The sequence below is a fragment of the Arthrobacter sp. 05T444 genome (assembly GCF_056395905.1).
In genome coordinates, this window is the sequence record NZ_JBFTKK010000017.1 from 39,651 (window position 1) to 54,968 (window position 15,318).

A 15,318-nucleotide genomic window follows, 5' to 3' on the forward strand; every position below is an offset into this window, starting at 1 on the left:
ATCCAACGATTAAACGATGTGGCAATCGTGTAAATTCAAGGCATGACGAGCCCAGCCCGCAACGCCCGGAGTGCCTCCGCCCCAGCCGCTGCAGGCAACGGCGCATCGCTTGCCGGGGCACGCCTTCGGGTAGCCGTGCCCTCGGTGGCGGAGCGGGTTGCCCAGGAGCTGCGGCACCAACTTGCCGAAGGGCTGCTGCTGCCTGGCGCCAGGCTCACGGAAGCCGCGCTGGCCGAGGATCTAGGCGTTTCACGCAACACTGTCCGTGAGGCCTTCGCCGAGCTGGCCAGCGAGCGGCTCCTGGTCCGGCATCCCAACCGCGGTGTGTTCGTGGCGAGTCTTGGCGCCGGTGACATCCACGACGTCTACACCGTCCGCCGCGCCATCGAGGTAAGCACCATCCGGAACGGGGGCACCACGGAGCAGATTGCGGCCGTGCGCGCCGCTGTGGAAGAGGGCAAGAAAGCCGCGGCCGCGAATGACAATGAGGGGCTCGGCAGCGCCAACCAGCATTTCCACCGCGCCATTGTGGCCATGGCCGGAAGCCGGCGCCTGGACACAATCATGTCCCAGGTGCTCGCCGAGATGCGCCTGTTCTTCCACAAGGCCACGGTGGACGCCGAGTTCTACAGCGGATACCTGAAGGACAACGAGCAGATCTGCGCCGCGTTGGAAGCCGGGGACGGTGAGCGCGCGTCAGAGCTGATGCTGGCGTACCTTGACCGGTCCGAGGCCCAGCAGGTCGCCATTCACGGCGTCTGAGAGCGCTGAGAGCGCAGGTGCTTGGCTAGCGCTTGCCCTTTTTCCGCGAGCCGCGGCCGCGGCCCTTGTCCGGGTTGGGGGCGTAGCGCTGGGCCACCTTGGGCTTCTTGGCGCCGGTGCCGCGGCGGTCCGGCTTGGGTTCCTTCTTCGGCTTCTCCTGCTGGGCGGACGGCTGCCGGGAGCTCTGGGCTGTGCGCCCGCGGACAATGCCGATGAACTCCTCAATCACCTCGTCCGTGGCATCGCTGGGCCACGCCAAGGCAATTTCGGTGCCGGGCGCCCCTGTGAGCCGGCGGGCCACGGTGTCCTTGACGTTGAAGTGCCTGGCCACGGACATGGGCAGGATGAGCAGGCCCGCCCCCGACGCCACCACCTGCAGGGCAGCTTCCGGCCCGCCGAGCCCGTCGGCGTCGAGGAAGGTCTCCTCCGCGAGGTCCTCCAGTGCCACTTCCTCGAACACCGAGATCTCATGGCCCTTGGGTGCCACCACCACCGGCTGTTCTTCATACAGCGGAATGACATTCAGGCCCTCGCGGTCCACGGGCAGCCGCACAAAACTGAGGTCGGCAGAACCGTCGCGCAGCACGGAAAGCTGCGTGCCGCCGTCGGACATGAAGCCGCGCAACGGAACATGCGGCATCCGCTCTTCCCAGCGGCGGATCCACTTTCCCGGCGTGACGCCGGCGACGTACGCGAAGCGAAGCTCCCGCTGGCCGGGTTCTGGCGGGGCGGGGGCTAATGTGGATTCATCTTCAGCGGGCACACGTTCACAGTACCGCCCGCGCTCAGTACCGCCAGTGCAGTACCGCCGGAGCTCAGTACCGCCAGTGCCCCGCGCGGTGCCCGCTCTCGGTTCACCGTTGGTCCCCTTCCGGTACGCAGCCAGATACCCTTGAAGCATGACCTCTGCTAACTCCCAGTCCATGAAGCCGGCCACCGTTGCCAAGAAGCTTGGCATCTACCTGCCCGCAACACCCCAGGAGTTCCAGGATTCAACCATCACGCGCGCCGATTTCGCAGAACTCCAGGCGAACCCGCCGGAGTGGCTGGCCGAGCTGCGCCGCAACGGCCCGCACCCCCGCCCGGTGGTGGCGCAGAAGCTGAATGTCTCGATCAGCGGACTGGCCCGCGGCGGCGTCGAAGAGGCCCTGACGACGGCGGAAATCACCGCGCTGCTGCAGGCTCCCCCCGCGTGGCTGGTCGCCGAGCGCTCCACCCACGCCGCGGTGCGCGCCGAGGCTCAGCGCGTCAAAGACGAGGCTTCCAAGAAAGACGCCAAGAAGGCGCGCCAGGCCTAGCTGGAGCTTCCGGCAGCACGAAAGCTGCCGTAACCCTTGCGATAACCCGGACTCCTGATCCCCCATCCCGAGGGGACGCGAGCGCGGCTGGGGGGCCTTGCCCCCCAGCCGGCCTGCCGCCCACAGAAGCCAGACGGGGCGCGGCCAAACCATCTGCCGCCGCGACGAACGGCCCCGCTCATCCGGTCCGCTCCCCCACCATTTGGGGGCCCAAGGGGGCCGCAGAAATGGCGGGGGGAGACGCTCGAAATGCCCGCGAAGAACAGCGTTTCCCCAAGGCGGCCTATTGATTCTGTGATTGTGCGTGAAGGTATCGCGCACCTCGGATCGATGAGGTCATCATGAAATCAGCACAACACGAGCCGGAAGCGCGCACTTCACGCCTTCCCGGTACCCGCAGGGCCGGAATCATTGCAACCGTTTCGGCCGTGGTCTGCGCAACGTCCATGTTCACCATCCCGGCCGCCAGCGCGGCCGTGCCGACCTTCCCCGACAACCTCCTGGTCTTTCCCAACCGCGACTTCGTTACTGTCGAGGGTTACCAGAGCCACAAGGGCGAGACAGCAACCGTGGAGGTCACCCGCGCAGGAGTCGGCGTCATTGGTTCGGCGAAGGGCGTGGTCTCTGGCGGAGACGTTGCCTTTGAAGTCAACCACCCCGGCGGGTACTGCTGGGGGGCCGGTACGGGGCTGAACGTTACCCCCGATATCCAGCCGGGCGATACCGTCTCCCTCAAGTTCGGCGCCACGGCCGCCGGCGACACTCGCGTCCTGGACACCTATGTCACCGCCGACTCGATCCTCAGCGGCAGCACTGTTACGGTCAAAGGACACGTAGGGACCGGCGTCAACCGGGCTCAAATGGAACAGCGCATCATTGAGCCGGCCCTGACCGCCACCACGATCGCCCGCCGCGATATTCGCGCCGTCCCCGGCCTCCTCACCGCGGCCCCCAAGGGCGGCTACTCCTCCAGCCTTGAATTCGATGTCGACGGTCCCAACACCTTCACCGCAACCTACGTTTTCGATGACCCCGCCAACGCCGAGATCGCCGCGAACGCCGGACTCGGTGAGCGCGCCATGGCTTGGGAACTGGAGGACGCCGCGGCCAACCGACAGGGCGTGACCATCGCCGAGTTCGGCGAACCCGGCGGCCCGGGCATGGGCGGGTGCCCCAACGGTCCCCTCCAGTCCGGCCCTCCAGGGCCAACCAGCGTCTCTGCCGCGAAAGTGTCCGGCGGACTCAAACTGACCTGGACCCCCGCTGTAGCTATCCCGGGCACACCGGCCATCACTGGCTACCGGGCAACCGCGGTCGCCCAGACCGTGACCGCCAACGAACAAGTAGAAATTGGCAAGCGCATCACCGGCCAGGCAGCCTCCGGCACCACCATCACCGGACTGGCTGCCGGAGAGAACTACGACGTCTACGTCGTGGCCGAAAGCAGCACCGGAGACACCTTCCCCGGGGTCCACGCCATCCCGCAAACTGACACCACCGCCCCGACAGTGACGGCCACGCCCAGCGGAGGCACTTTCTCCACGGCCCAGAACGTCACCCTGACCGCCAGCGAGGCCGGAAGCAGCATCTTCTTCACCACCAACGGAACAGAACCCGTCCTCCCCGGCGGCGTCACTTCCGATGCCGCAACCCTTTACACCGGCCCGGTTAACATCGCCCAGACCGGCACACTCAAGTTCGCCGCCATCGACCCCTCGGGCAACGTGTCCCAGGCCGGCACACTGAACTTCTCCATCACCAACGACCCCGTACCGGCCGCCCCGGCCTTCTCAGGAGCACCCGTCGTGGGCCAGGGTACGGCAAGCCTGACCTGGACCGCACCGGACGCGGGCGCGCCCGGCCTGACCATCACCGGGTACACGATCCAGGCCTACACAGCTGACGGCACCGCGTTCGGCGCCCCCAAGACGGCTCCCGGCACGGCCACGTCCCTGGTCTATGACGGACTCGCCGGCGACACCGCCTACCAGTTCACCATCAGGGCCAGCAACATCAACGGCACCAGTCCCGAATCGGCCAAGACCGCGTCCGCGACCGCCCAAGGCGCCGTCGTGGCCATCGCCGGCCCGGACCAGAGCGTCGCCCGCCGCACCACAGCCACCACCGTGGCACTGGACGGCACCGGATCCACCACAACGGGCGCCAAGTACGAATGGGAACAGGTACTTTCCGGGGCAACTGATCCGAACCAGGTGACGATTACCGGCGGCACCACGCTGAAGCCGACGTTCAGTCTGCCGGTCTTCAAATCACCGATGACGAACAGTCCGCTCACTTTCAGGCTGACGGTCACGGTTGGCACCACGGTCCGGACAGACGAGGTCACCGTGACACCGGTAGCGGACACGGTAACGATCGGTATCGCACAGTGGAGGGCAGGCGATCTCAGGATCAGCGGCACCAGCAGTGTGGTCGGCGGCGTCATTACCATCCACTCCGGAAGCCCAACCGGCCCCGTGCTGGGCCAGGTAGCCGTCACTGCGGCGGCCGCACCGGCGACCGGTGGCGACTACAACCTCCGGCTACGCAACGCCGCAGCCGGAGCCAGCAACCCCGGCAGAGTCTGGATTGAGTCCACCGTAGGTGGAACGGCCGGGCCAGCCACCGTCGTGAACCGCTAGGCCACGTCGGGCATCACCAACAATCGCGGAGAGGCTGCAGAGTTTCAGGCAGCTCCGCCACCCAGTCCGGTGGCTGCCGGCAATGCGCCGGTAGCCACCGGACTTTTGTGCGCTCCGTAAGTTGTACTTCAGGCGCCGGCTCTCCCCGGGAATACTTGGCAGGGCAGTAGAGTTGATGCCTGCGAATGGGCGCCAATCCGACCCCCATGCGAAGGAGTGAAACCACCATGGCAACCGACTACGACGCACCGCGCGTCAATCAAGAGGATCAGCCGGGGACCGAATCGATCGAAGCGATGCAGTCCCAGCGCGGCGGATCCCAGACAGCCCTGCTGGACGTCGAGGAAGCCGACACCGCAGAAGGCATCGACCTTCCCGGGGCCGACCTCTCCCACGAAGAGCTGCTCATCCAGGTCATCCCGGTGCAGGAGGACGAGTTCACGTGCATGTCCTGCTTCCTGGTCCATCACCGCAGCCAGCTCGCGCGGGAAAAAGACGGAAAAAAGTACTGCTCGGAGTGCGAAGGGTAGGACGCCCGTTGTTCACCCGGTCCTGATCGTTGGGCCCGGAACCCTCAGGAAATCTGCAGCCCTCCGTTGATGTCATACGTCGCTGCCGTGATGTAGCCGGCGTCCTCGCCCATCAGGAACACCATGAGCGCGGCGATGTCCCGCACGGTGCCAACCCGGCCCATCAGAATGTCGGCGGACATGGCGGCCTTGCGTTCATCCGTCAGCGTTCCGCCCATGATGTCCGTGTCCACCGGCCCCGGAGCGACGCAGTTGACGGTGATGCCGTGCTGGCCCATTTCCCGGGCCAGGGCTCGGGTGAAGCCGATGATGGCCGCCTTCGAGGCGCTGTACGCCACCTTGGAGTAGGTGCCTCCACCACGCTGGGCCGAAATGGAGGAGACGCTGACAACTCTGCCGAGCTTGCGCTCGATCATGCCCCTGAGCACACGCTGGGTAACCAGGAACGTGCCGGTCATGTTGATCTTGAACACGCGCTCCCACGCCTCGAGCGTCTCATCCATGAATTCCGTGGGCGAACTGATGCCGGCAAGGTTGGCCAGGCCAACGATCGGCGGCATGCTGGACTCGATCTCGTCGATGGCGGCGTTGACGGCCGCCGGGTCGGAGACGTCCGCGCCCGCCCCCGTGGCCTTGACGCCGTAGACGGCGGTGATTTCCTCTGCCGCCAGCCGCGCCGCGTCGCCGTCGATATCCAGGATCGCCACCGACCACCCCTGGCTGGCAAGCATTTCCGCCGTCGCCCGTCCGATGCCGCGCGGAGACGCGGCGCCGGTCAGCACCGCGGTTCGCTCGGCCGGCAACGTTTCGTGATGCGTCATGTCCCTTAGCCTCTCGTCGCCTGTTGTCAGTACTTGGTGTCGTCGAACTCGTCGGCAGCAACCGCTTCCTCACCAACGGCTGCACGGGTACCGGGCTTCACATGACCTTCCGGCCGCCTGCGTCCGTAGAGATAGGTGGCAACTGCCGTGATGGCCAGGACCGCCGACAGGAACACGAGGCCTGAGCGGTTGTCGCCCGTGGCGTCGTTGAACAGCCCCACCGCGTAGGGAGCCACGAAACCGCCCAGGTTCCCCAGTGAATTCACCATGGCAAGACCGGCGGCGGCCGCGGCTCCCACCAAGGCCGTGGAAGGCATCGCCAGGAACGGGGCAATGGCCGAGTAGATGCCCATGGCCGCCAGGGTCAGCGCCATCAGGGCGAGAATAGCGTTCACCTGCACCAGGAAGCCGGCAGCCAGGAGACCTACGGCAGCGAGGACCATGCTGATGCTGGCGTGCAGCACGCGGTTACCCGTCCGGTCGGAGCGCCTGCCCCAGAAGTACACAAAAACCGCCGCAATCGTGTACGGGATCGCCACGATGAAACCGACCTGGGTGGTGCTGAACTTGCCCAGGGCGGCAACGATGGTGGGCATCCACAGACCGAGGCCGTAGATTCCGCAGACCAGGCCGAAGTACAGCGCGGAGTACGCAATCGTCCGGGGGTCCTTGAGGCCGGCCAGGAAGTGGTGCGGCTGGCCCTTCTGCTTGTGGGCGAGCTCCTCGTCCATGGTCTTGGTCAGCCATTCGCGCTCCTCCGCCGGCAGCCACTTCGCATGGCCCGGGCGGTCCGTCATGAGGATCGGGGTGAGCAGGCCGAGCAGGATGGCCGGAATGCCTTCAATGATGTAGAGCCACTGCCAGCCGTGCAGGCCCGCAATGCCTTCCATCTGGAGGAGCAGGCCCGACACAGGGGCGCCCAGGGCGTTGGAGACCGGCTGCGCCAGGATGAAGATACCCAGGACCGTGACGCGCTGGGCGGCCGGGAACCACAGGGTCAGGTAGAAGAGGATGGCCGGGAAGAATCCGGCCTCGGCCGCGCCCAGCAGGAAGCGGACGACGTAGAACGTGGTTTCCCCGTTCACCAGGGCCATGGCGGTGGCAAAGACGCCCCAGGAGATCAGGATCCGGGCTATCCACTTTCGGGCGCCGAATCTGTACATGCCGCCGTTGCTGGGAATTTCCAGCAACGCATAGCCGAGGAAGAAGATGCCTGCACCGAGCCCGTACGCTGAAGCACTCAGCCCGATGTCCTCGCTCATGGTCAGCTTGGCGAAGCCCACGTTGTTCCGGTCCAGGTAAGCCACGAAATAGAGCAGGACGATGAGCGGCATGATGCGCCCGCGTACCCTGCGCAGTGTTCTGTGGCCCAGTTCGTCGAGATGATTGGCAGGATTCATGGAAGTCATGGTGCACCTCGCAGTGAGAACGGGCCCGCCGGGGTTCCTCAGCGGAACAATTAAGGTTTACCACTCTGCAACGTAATAGTCACCACGCTTAGTTGGTGCCGCGGTGATGGAATGCGACCACGTGGCCAGATGTCTTATGTCCCCGATTTCAGCCACTCCAGCAGCCGCTCCAGCGGCCACGTGGTGATGATCCGGTCCGCCGGCACCCCGTTCAGTTCCGCCCGCTCGGCTCCGTACTGCAGAAAGTCCAGCTGGCCGGGCGCGTGCGCATCGCTGTCGATGCTGAAGAGGCACCCCGCATCGAGGGCCAGCTGCATGAGGTTGTCGGGCGGATCCTGGCGCTCGGGCCGGGCATTGATTTCGACGGCGACGCCGGCTTCCGCGCACGCCGCAAACACGCGTTCGGCGTCGAATTCCGACTCCGGACGGGTGCCGCGCGAGCCCTGCAGCAGGCGCCCGGTACAGTGCCCCAGCACGTTGGTGTGCGGGTCCCCGATGCCGCCGAGCATCCTGTCCGTCATGGTGCTCCGGTCCGCGCGGAGCTTTGAGTGCACGCTGGCCACCACCACATCGAGCCGGTCCAGCATCTCCGGAGACTGGTCCAGCTCGCCGTTTTCGAGGATGTCCACCTCGATTCCAGCCAGCAGCCTGAACCCGCCGGGCCCCGGACCGGCGTGGACCTTGTTAACGGCGGCCACAACCTCGAGCTGTTCGCTGAGCCGCTCGGCACTCAACCCGTTCGCAATCTTCAGGGTCGGCGAGTGGTCCGTCAGGGCAAGGTACTCGCGGCCGAGGGTGCGGGCGGCATCCGCCATGAGGCCAATGGGCGATCCGCCGTCGGACCAGTCGCTGTGGCTGTGCAGGTCTCCCCGCAGCAGAGGTCGCAGCCCCTTGCCGCCGGCGGCGAGAGGTTCCGCGCCGCTCTGCCTCAGCTTTTCCAGGTAATCCGGCACTCCACCGTCGACCGCCTGCCGGATTACCTGGAACGTCGTGTCCCCGATCCCCTTGGTCCGCTTCAGCCGGCCGTCCTGTGCCCGCTCCGTCAGCTCCTCAGGGGCGATGTCGCCAATGATGCCGGCGGCTTTCCGGAAGGCCTGGACCTTAAACGTTGGCGCGGCGCTGCGTTCCAGCCAGAACGCGATCTCATTCAAGGCGTCAACGGCGTCCATTCAGGTCTCCCACCTTTTAAGCCAGCGGTCTTGTTAAGCCAGCGGTCTTGCGGCGAACGGCCTTCAGTCCTGGTGGAGCTGGACGAAGTTGCCACAGCCGTCGTCGAACACGGCCGAGATCCCGAAGGGGTCTTCCGACGGTTCGCCTTGGAACCGGACGCCCGCGGCGGTGAGCCGCCCATGCTCGGCCTTCACGTCGGGGACGCCGAAGACGATCGCCGGGATCCCGGCGTCGTGAAGTCCGGTCATGTAAGCGGCCGCGATTGGATTATCGCTCGGCTCCAGCAGCAGCCCCGCGCCGCCCGCGGCACCCGGATCCTTAACGATGAACAGGTTGTGTTCCGGCATGGCCATGAGGGTCTCGAAGCCGAGGGTCTCGGTATAAAACGAGTGGGCCGCTGCCGGATCCTGGACGTGGATGCTGCACATTTTGAGTCGCATGCCGCCAAGGCTACGCCGAGCGCCGCCCGCTGCAAACCGTTTGCCACGGCCAGTCGCTGGCGCGGCCCGGCGACCCATTGACCACCGGGGCCGCAGGGGATGCAATTGTAGTGGAGCCCGAATTACCGGGCCCCGTTGCTTGGAGGTGGTGGAGTGCCCGCCGTAACGGAAGCCGTCCTGATTGGGGCGCTGCAGCTTGTCTTCTGGGGTGCGGTGCTGGTGGCCGCCGCTTCCTGCACCGTCTTCGCCGTACGGCACCATGCCGGAAGGCCCGACGGCGACAGTTCAGACCCGCTGTTCTGGGACCTTTTCTGCGGGGCAGCCGTGATAATTCCGGCCCTTCTGATCCCGGCGGTGACATCACCGCTCGCTGGACTGGCGTTGGCCGCCGTCACCGGCGCCAGCGGCGTTGCCGCGTACCGCAGCAGCCCGCAGATTCTGGGCTGGTATGCCTCCCGGCGCCGCCAGCGGGAGGATTTGCCTGCCCGCCGGGCCGCCGTAGATCTCCACGATGCTGTCCTGAAGCGCTGGCAGCGGTACGAACTGGATCCGGCGCTGGCCATCGACTTCCCTGACATGGCGGACGTGGCACGGCCGGAAACCGCCGCATTCATCAAGGCGATGCGGGAAACGGAGCTGCTGCGGACGCTGGCTGGCCCTGGCTACGCGCCCGCCGTGGCACGGCTGGAGGACGCGCTGCGCTGTGCTGAAATTGCAGCAGGGGCAGAAATCGCGGCAGGCGCACACATCGCAGCAGGCGCCGAAGTAGCGGCGGGAACCACAAAGTTACTGGCGGCGGGCATTCACAGGCCTGGCACAGCGGCCGCGAAGTAGGGACACAAGCCTGAATCAGAGTATTTTCCCAGGCCGCAGAGGCGGCCGGCCCGTTCGCCCGGGTCCGGAGAATAGGAGATTCACATGTCCAAGATCAACAAGGTGACGGCCGGCATCATCCTGGCCGCGGCAGCCGGAGGCGGTGCGATCGGCGCCGCCGCACTCCCGGCAATGGCCGACAGCGGCACGTCGTCGGCGGCGTCGTCCACAACGCAGGGCTACGGCGCTGCCGGGACAGACGGCGGGACCCGCGGGCCGCATCAGGCCAACGGCAAGACCGAGGAAGTCCTGACTGGCGACACCGCCGCCAAGGTCGAGGCCGCCGTCAAGGCTGCCCAGCCCGACGCGACCATCGAGCGAATGGAAACCGACGCCGACGGCGCCACGTACGAAGCCCACATCACCAAGGCGGACGGCACCCGGGCCACCGTCTTGCTGGACGCCAGCTTCAAGGTGACGGGCACCGAGGAGGGCATGGGCGGCCCGGGCGGTGGTGGCCGGGGCAACGGCACCCAGCAGGGCTACGACGACGCGGCCGCCAACAGCTAGCCCATGCTGCAGCGCGGGGTCACTCCGGCCCAATCCGGGCCGTTTATTGCGCGGCATGTGGCCCCGCGTTGCTGTCAGTGAGGGTCGGTGTCCGCATCCTTTGTCTCGGCAAGGCTCCCACACGGTGGCGTGCTGGGAACCGCCGGGCCAGACCTTCCTCCCGATGCCCCGAACCCGGCCTTAGGATGGGGCCATGTCAACCTATACGGTCACACGCAGCGCCCTCATTCCCGCCCCTGCCAAGGACGTTTTCCCGCTGGTCAACAGTTTCCGCGAATGGACCAAATGGTCCCCGTGGGAATCCGTGGACCCCACCATGAGCCGCACCTACTCGGGCCCGGAAGCCGGTGTCGGCGCAAAGTACGCCTGGAGCGGCAACCGCAAGGCGGGCTCCGGCACCATGGAGATCGTCGGCGCCCAGGAACTGGACAGCATCAACATCCGGCTGGAATTCACCAAGCCGTTCGCCGCCGTCAACCCCACCAACTTCACGTTCGTCCCCGAAGGCAACGGCACGCGCGTCACCTGGACCATGAACGGCGAGAACAAGGGCATCGGCAAGGTTTTTGCGTTGTTCATGAACATGGACAAGATGGTGGGCGGCGACTTCGAAAAGGGACTGGCCTCGCTGTCCTCCGCCGCGGCGTCGCACAACGCCTGAGACGGCGCGACACCCGGGCCCCAAAATCTGAGCCAGCGTGCCGGAGCCGGGCAGGGGCGCTTACTCCCCTGCCCGGCTGTCCGGCCTGTCCGGATCAGGCTAGCGCCCGGCGGATCCTGCCGGCTGGCGGCTCTGCGCCTCAAGGTAGCCGAACAGCTGCCGCAGGCCGAACGTCCATTCCGGCAGGTCCTCGGAAGCACCTACACAGTTAATCAGGGCACCGAGGTGGCGGCTGCGGATAGTCACCACATCGCCGTGCTTGTGCGTGAAGCCCTGCCCCGGTTGATCCCGGTCCTGAGTGGGCGCGAACAGCGTGCCGGTGAACAGGGCGAAGCCGTCCGGGTACTGGTGGTGCCTTCCGTGGGTAGCCGCCACGAGCTCCTCGAAGGGCCGGCTGATCCTCGCCACTGTGTTGCGGCCCTCCAGCCGGTAGCCGTCCGGGCCATCGACGCGCAGCAGGATCTCTTCCTCCCTCAAAGTGTTCAGTGTGAAGCTGTCGTCGAACAGCCGGATCAGCGGTCCCAGGGCACTGGAGGCGTTGTTGTCCTTCGCCTTGCCCAGCAGCAGGGCGCTGCGGCCTTCCACGTCGCGGAGGTTGACGTCGTTGCCGAGCGTCGCGCCCACCACTTTGCCTTGTGACATGGCAATCAGGACCAGCTCCGGCTCCGGGTTGTTCCACGAGGAGAACGCCGGGATGCCGATGCCCGCGCCGAGCCCCACCGAGGACAGCACCGGCGCCTTGGTGAAGACCTCCGGGTCCGGACCGATGCCCACTTCCAGGTACTGGGACCAGAGTCCCTCGGCGATCAGGACCCGCTTGGCCTCGGCCGCCTCCGGGGAGCCGGGACGGACCGCACCGATGCTGCCGCCGAGGGCCTTGCCAACGAGCTCCCGCATTTCGTCCGCCCGCCCGGCGTCGCCGGCGCAGCGCTCCTCGATCACCCGCTCGATCATGCTGTCCACGAACGTTACGCCGCAGGCCTTGATGACCTGCAGGTCAACCGGCGCCAGCAGGTGCGGCCGGCTGGTGTCCCCTGCCAGAGTGGCCCTCAGGACGTCTGACGTCGCCCACCGCGGTTGGCTCCGTTCCGGGTCCAGCATGGCGGCGCGCACCGTTGCGGCCGGGTCCGGCAGCTCGAGAAGTTCCGAAACCGTGCAGGCAACGTCCTGCAGGTCGAACACCGACTCACCACTGACCGCCGCCACGCGCGGGCCGCCCGTTTCGACGTCCCAGACACGGCCGATGAGCAGGGCCTGCTCCGCGTCCTCGGGCAGGACTGACGCTGACGCGTCGAGCGGCAGGGCGCTCACAGCCGACCCGCCTCTGGTGAACGGCCGGCCGCAGTCGGATGGTGCCACACGCCGTCCACCCTTTGCGGAACGCCCCAGGGGTTGCTGTCCTGCAGCGGTTCCGGCAGGCGCGCGGCGGGGAACGACTGGTACGCCACCGGCCGCAGGAAGCGGCGGATGGCCGCCGTTCCCACGGAGGTGGTGGAAGACGTCGCGGCCGGGTACGGCCCGCCGTGGTGCTGGGCGTAACTGACTGTGACGCCGGTGGGCCAGCCGTTCCAGAGGACGCGGCCGCTGATGTCGCTCAGCCGGGCTGCGAGCTCTGTGACGTCGTCGTCCTCTTCGGCCTGCAGCGTGGTGGTCAGCTGGCCCTCCAACAGTTCAGCCAGCCCGGCCAGTTGCGACTCGTCACCGTATTCGACCACCAGGCTTGCCGGGCCGAACATCTCCTGGCGCAGGATGTCCGGCTCCTTGCGCACTGCGTCGGCGGTGGTGTGCAGGACGGTGGGGGCGGGCGCCTCGGCGAAGTCGCCTTCGACGAGGACATCCACGCCCTCCGCCTCCCGGAGCGCCCGGACCGCGTCGACGTAACCGCCGTGCAGCCGCTGACTGAGCAGCTGCGACGGCGCGAACTCCGCGAGAGCCTTCCGGAGTTCGGCACCGGCGTCCGCCGCGTGCCCGGCGGGGACGAACAGGAGCCCGGGCTTTGTGCAGAACTGGCCCATTCCCAGGGTGAAGGAGCCGGCAAAGCCGGTGAGGATTTCCTGTCGGCGCGCTGCCCAGGCGCTGCGGGTGACGAAAACGGCGTTGATGCCGCCCAGCTCCCCGAAGAAGGGGATGGGTTGGGGCCGCGCTGCGGCCCGGTTGAACAGCGCCCGGCCGCCCGCCGTCGAGCCCGTGAAGCCGATGGCCTTCACCAGCGGGTGGTCCACGAGTGCTTCGCCGGCCTGCCGTCCGGTCACGACTGCGAAAAGGCCTGGCGGCGCCCCGGCGGCGTCCAGCGCTGCAGCCACTGTTTCGGCGGTGCGGGAAGCAAGTTCCCGGTGCGCGTCATGCGCCTTGTGCACGACGGCGCAGCCGGCTGCCAGCGCCGACGCACTGTCGCCGCCCATGACACTGAAGGCGAAGGGGAAATTCGAGGCGCCGAAGACTCCGACGACGCCGAGCGGAACGTTGTAGCGGCGCAGGTCCGGCCGCGGACCCATGCCCCAGGCCGGATCCGCGTGGTCGATCGTGGCGTCAAAGTGATCGCCCCGGCGGATTTCGTCCGCGAAGAGCCGCAGCTGGAAGACAGTGCGTTTCAGCTCGCCCTCCAGCCGCGGTCCGCCCAGATGCGTTTCCCGGCGGGCGATGTCCACGAGCTCCGTCGCGTCCCGCTCCAGGCCGGCCGCGACGGCCTCGAGCCATCCGGAGCGCGTGGCGGGATCCGCCGTGCGGCCTTTTTCAAAGGCGGCCTGCGCCGCCTCGACGGCTGTGTTGAGCCGGTCGACGTCGGTGGCCTCGCCCGAGGCAGCCGGTTCAACGGCGGTAGTCGGTTCGACGGCGGTAGCCGCCGCGGCCGTCATCGGCCAGCTCCGGCAGGGGCCAGGGATGCGCCCGTGACCGCGGCGCGGTTGCCCACTTCCTGCCAGCCCGCGCCGGCCGGGAATTCCCAGCGGACGCGGGAGGCGGCAAACATTTCGGCTCCCGTGCCCGGCAGCTTCGGCGCGGCGTAGCGGCCGTTGACGATCCGGACGGGCTCGGCGAAGTGTTCGTGAAGGTGGTCGACGTATTCGATCATGCGGCCCTCCTGGCTGCCGCTGACAGCGGCGTAATCGAAGAAGGAGAAGTGCTGGACCAACTCGCAGAGGCCCACGCCGCCGGCGTGCGGGCAGACGGGGACGCCGAACTTGGCCGCGAGCAGGAGGTTGGCAATGTTTTCGTTGACGCCGCCCACACGGGTGGAATCGAGCTGCAGGACGTCGATGGCGCCGGCCTGCAGGAGCTGCTTGAACACGATGCGGCTCGCCACGGCCTCGCCGGTGGCAACGCGGACCGGGGAAACGCCCTTTCGAATTTCGGCGTGGCCCAGGATGTCGTCCGTGCTGGTCGGTTCTTCGATCCAGTACGGGTTGAATTCCGCGAGCTGGTTGACCCATTCGACGGCCTCGGACACTTCCCACCGCTGGTTGGCGTCGATGGCTATCGGGAGGTCGCCCACTGCCTGGCGGGCCAGGGCCATGCGTCGGCGGTCATCGTTGATGTCGCCGCCCACCTTGAGCTTGATCATTGAGAAGCCGTCGGCAGCCGCTTCCTTGCTCAGACGCACCAGCTTCTCGTCGCTGTAGCCCAGCCAGCCCGGCGAGGTGGTGTAGGCCGGGAACCCGTCAGCCATGAGCGCCGCAATGCGGGCGGCCTTTCCGTCCTGGCCAGCGCGCAGGATGTCCAGCGCCTGCTGGGGGTTGAGGGCGTCCCGGATGTGGGTGAAGTCCACCACGTCCACGAGCTCTTCGGGGGCCATCTCGCTCAGCAGGAGCCAGAGCGGCTTGTTCTCGCGGCGGGCGCGGATGTCCCACAAGGCGCTCACCAGGGCGCCGCACGCCATCTGTGTCACGCCCTTCTCAGGCCCAAGCCAGCGGAGCTGGGAGTCATGGACGAGCCGCTTGGACGCGCCGCCGAGGTCATAGATCAGTTCATCGATGTCCCGGCCTACCAGCAGGCGGGCGTAGGCGTCGATCGCGGCCGTCAGTATCTCGTTGCCGCGGCCGCAGCTGAACACGAAGCCGTGGCCTTCATCGCCCGCGTCGGTGCGGATGACCACGTACGCGGCGGAGTAGTCCGGGTCAACGTTGACCGCGTCGGAGCCGTCGAGTTCCAGGGACGTCGGAAACCGCACGTCTTGGGTCTTGATGGAGGTAATGGAAGGCATGGAT

Annotated in this window: 15 protein-coding genes; 7 read left to right on the forward strand and 8 right to left on the reverse strand. The window is 67.2% G+C overall.

All coding sequences use genetic code 11. From position 1 onward, the window contains the following. The first annotated feature begins 42 nt into the window (after positions 1 to 42). Complete coding sequence (locus AC1DD3_RS15995; protein ID WP_230118191.1) at positions 43 to 762, forward strand: GntR family transcriptional regulator; 720 nt, start codon at positions 43 to 45, stop codon at positions 760 to 762. Positions 763 to 787: 25 nt separating this feature from the next. On the opposite strand, the gene AC1DD3_RS16000 is transcribed toward AC1DD3_RS15995, so the two are convergent. Continuing rightward, positions 788 to 1,525, reverse strand: a complete 738-nt coding sequence (locus AC1DD3_RS16000) for a LysR family substrate-binding domain-containing protein (protein WP_476882071.1) — start codon at positions 1,523 to 1,525, stop codon at positions 788 to 790. 136 nt (positions 1,526 to 1,661) lie between these two features. Between AC1DD3_RS16000 and AC1DD3_RS16005 the strand changes: the two genes are divergently transcribed. From AC1DD3_RS16005 to AC1DD3_RS16015, 3 genes are all read left to right on the forward strand, one after another. Continuing rightward, the gene (locus tag AC1DD3_RS16005; protein ID WP_230118193.1) at positions 1,662 to 2,060 is read left to right on the forward strand and encodes a DUF5997 family protein; all 399 of its coding nucleotides are present in this window, start codon (positions 1,662 to 1,664) and stop codon (positions 2,058 to 2,060) included. Positions 2,061 to 2,401: 341 nt separating this feature from the next. After that, entirely contained in the window at positions 2,402 to 4,702 is a 2,301-nt protein-coding gene (locus AC1DD3_RS16010; protein ID WP_230118194.1) for a fibronectin type III domain-containing protein, read from the forward strand. Between the two features lie 227 nt (positions 4,703 to 4,929). Continuing rightward, positions 4,930 to 5,232 carry a DUF4193 domain-containing protein gene (locus AC1DD3_RS16015; RefSeq protein WP_230118195.1) on the forward strand — a complete coding sequence of 101 codons (303 nt, stop codon included), beginning with the start codon at positions 4,930 to 4,932 and terminating at the stop codon, positions 5,230 to 5,232. 44 nt (positions 5,233 to 5,276) lie between these two features. On the opposite strand, the gene AC1DD3_RS16020 is transcribed toward AC1DD3_RS16015, so the two are convergent. From AC1DD3_RS16020 to AC1DD3_RS16035, 4 genes are all read right to left on the reverse strand, one after another. Continuing rightward, positions 5,277 to 6,053: an SDR family NAD(P)-dependent oxidoreductase gene (locus AC1DD3_RS16020; protein ID WP_230118196.1), complete on the reverse strand. Its 777-nt coding sequence runs from the start codon at positions 6,051 to 6,053 to the stop codon at positions 5,277 to 5,279. 26 nt (positions 6,054 to 6,079) lie between these two features. Next, positions 6,080 to 7,462 carry an MFS transporter gene (locus AC1DD3_RS16025; RefSeq protein ID WP_230118197.1) on the reverse strand — a complete coding sequence of 461 codons (1,383 nt, stop codon included), beginning with the start codon at positions 7,460 to 7,462 and terminating at the stop codon, positions 6,080 to 6,082. Between the two features lie 134 nt (positions 7,463 to 7,596). Further along, positions 7,597 to 8,631, reverse strand: coding sequence for a PHP domain-containing protein (locus AC1DD3_RS16030; protein ID WP_230118198.1), 1,035 nt, complete (start codon positions 8,629 to 8,631; stop codon positions 7,597 to 7,599). A gap of 63 nt (positions 8,632 to 8,694) precedes the next feature. Next, on the reverse strand, positions 8,695 to 9,072 hold the full coding sequence (locus tag AC1DD3_RS16035; protein ID WP_230118199.1) for a VOC family protein: 378 nt from the start codon (positions 9,070 to 9,072) through the stop codon (positions 8,695 to 8,697). Positions 9,073 to 9,225: 153 nt separating this feature from the next. On the opposite strand from AC1DD3_RS16035, the gene AC1DD3_RS16040 reads away from it, so the two are divergent. The 3 genes from AC1DD3_RS16040 (at position 9,226) to AC1DD3_RS16050 (ending at position 11,116) form a co-directional block, all read left to right on the forward strand. Next, the gene (locus AC1DD3_RS16040) at positions 9,226 to 9,906 is read left to right on the forward strand and encodes a hypothetical protein (protein ID WP_476882072.1); all 681 of its coding nucleotides are present in this window, start codon (positions 9,226 to 9,228) and stop codon (positions 9,904 to 9,906) included. An 84-nt stretch (positions 9,907 to 9,990) separates the two neighbouring features. Then, the gene (locus AC1DD3_RS16045; protein WP_230118201.1) at positions 9,991 to 10,455 is read left to right on the forward strand and encodes a hypothetical protein; all 465 of its coding nucleotides are present in this window, start codon (positions 9,991 to 9,993) and stop codon (positions 10,453 to 10,455) included. 193 nt (positions 10,456 to 10,648) lie between these two features. After that, positions 10,649 to 11,116 carry an SRPBCC family protein gene (locus AC1DD3_RS16050; RefSeq protein WP_476882073.1) on the forward strand — a complete coding sequence of 156 codons (468 nt, stop codon included), beginning with the start codon at positions 10,649 to 10,651 and terminating at the stop codon, positions 11,114 to 11,116. 99 nt (positions 11,117 to 11,215) lie between these two features. Here AC1DD3_RS16050 and AC1DD3_RS16055 read toward each other — a convergent pair whose 3' ends face one another. From AC1DD3_RS16055 to AC1DD3_RS16065, 3 genes are read right to left on the reverse strand one after another with little or no spacing between them, the layout of a single operon-like run. Further along, positions 11,216 to 12,418 carry a fumarylacetoacetate hydrolase family protein gene (locus AC1DD3_RS16055; RefSeq protein WP_476882091.1) on the reverse strand — a complete coding sequence of 401 codons (1,203 nt, stop codon included), beginning with the start codon at positions 12,416 to 12,418 and terminating at the stop codon, positions 11,216 to 11,218. Between the two features lie 5 nt (positions 12,419 to 12,423). Beyond that, on the reverse strand, positions 12,424 to 13,971 hold the full coding sequence (locus AC1DD3_RS16060) for an aldehyde dehydrogenase (NADP(+)) (RefSeq protein WP_230118204.1): 1,548 nt from the start codon (positions 13,969 to 13,971) through the stop codon (positions 12,424 to 12,426). Continuing rightward, positions 13,968 to 15,314, reverse strand: a complete 1,347-nt coding sequence (locus tag AC1DD3_RS16065; protein ID WP_230118205.1) for an L-fuconate dehydratase — start codon at positions 15,312 to 15,314, stop codon at positions 13,968 to 13,970. Before AC1DD3_RS16065 ends, AC1DD3_RS16060 begins: the two co-directional genes overlap by 4 nt. Positions 15,315 to 15,318 lie beyond the last annotated feature (4 nt).

Bases quoted from the DNA above. Each gene is read 5' to 3' on its own strand.
- AC1DD3_RS16005 (WP_230118193.1), top strand. From the start codon at position 1,662: ATGACCTCTGCTAACTCCCAGTCCATGAAGCCGGCCACCGTTGCCAAG.
- AC1DD3_RS16035 (WP_230118199.1), bottom strand. From the start codon at position 9,072: ATGCGACTCAAAATGTGCAGCATCCACGTCCAGGATCCGGCAGCGGCC.
- AC1DD3_RS16065 (WP_230118205.1), bottom strand. From the start codon at position 15,314: ATGCCTTCCATTACCTCCATCAAGACCCAAGACGTGCGGTTTCCGACG.
- AC1DD3_RS16025 (WP_230118197.1), bottom strand. From the start codon at position 7,462: ATGACTTCCATGAATCCTGCCAATCATCTCGACGAACTGGGCCACAGA.
- AC1DD3_RS16030 (WP_230118198.1), bottom strand. From the start codon at position 8,631: ATGGACGCCGTTGACGCCTTGAATGAGATCGCGTTCTGGCTGGAACGC.
- AC1DD3_RS16015 (WP_230118195.1), top strand. From the start codon at position 4,930: ATGGCAACCGACTACGACGCACCGCGCGTCAATCAAGAGGATCAGCCG.
- AC1DD3_RS16060 (WP_230118204.1), bottom strand. From the start codon at position 13,971: ATGACGGCCGCGGCGGCTACCGCCGTCGAACCGACTACCGCCGTTGAA.
- AC1DD3_RS16045 (WP_230118201.1), top strand. From the start codon at position 9,991: ATGTCCAAGATCAACAAGGTGACGGCCGGCATCATCCTGGCCGCGGCA.
- AC1DD3_RS16010 (WP_230118194.1), top strand. From the start codon at position 2,402: ATGAAATCAGCACAACACGAGCCGGAAGCGCGCACTTCACGCCTTCCC.
- AC1DD3_RS16050 (WP_476882073.1), top strand. From the start codon at position 10,649: ATGTCAACCTATACGGTCACACGCAGCGCCCTCATTCCCGCCCCTGCC.
- AC1DD3_RS15995 (WP_230118191.1), top strand. From the start codon at position 43: ATGACGAGCCCAGCCCGCAACGCCCGGAGTGCCTCCGCCCCAGCCGCT.
- AC1DD3_RS16020 (WP_230118196.1), bottom strand. From the start codon at position 6,053: ATGACGCATCACGAAACGTTGCCGGCCGAGCGAACCGCGGTGCTGACC.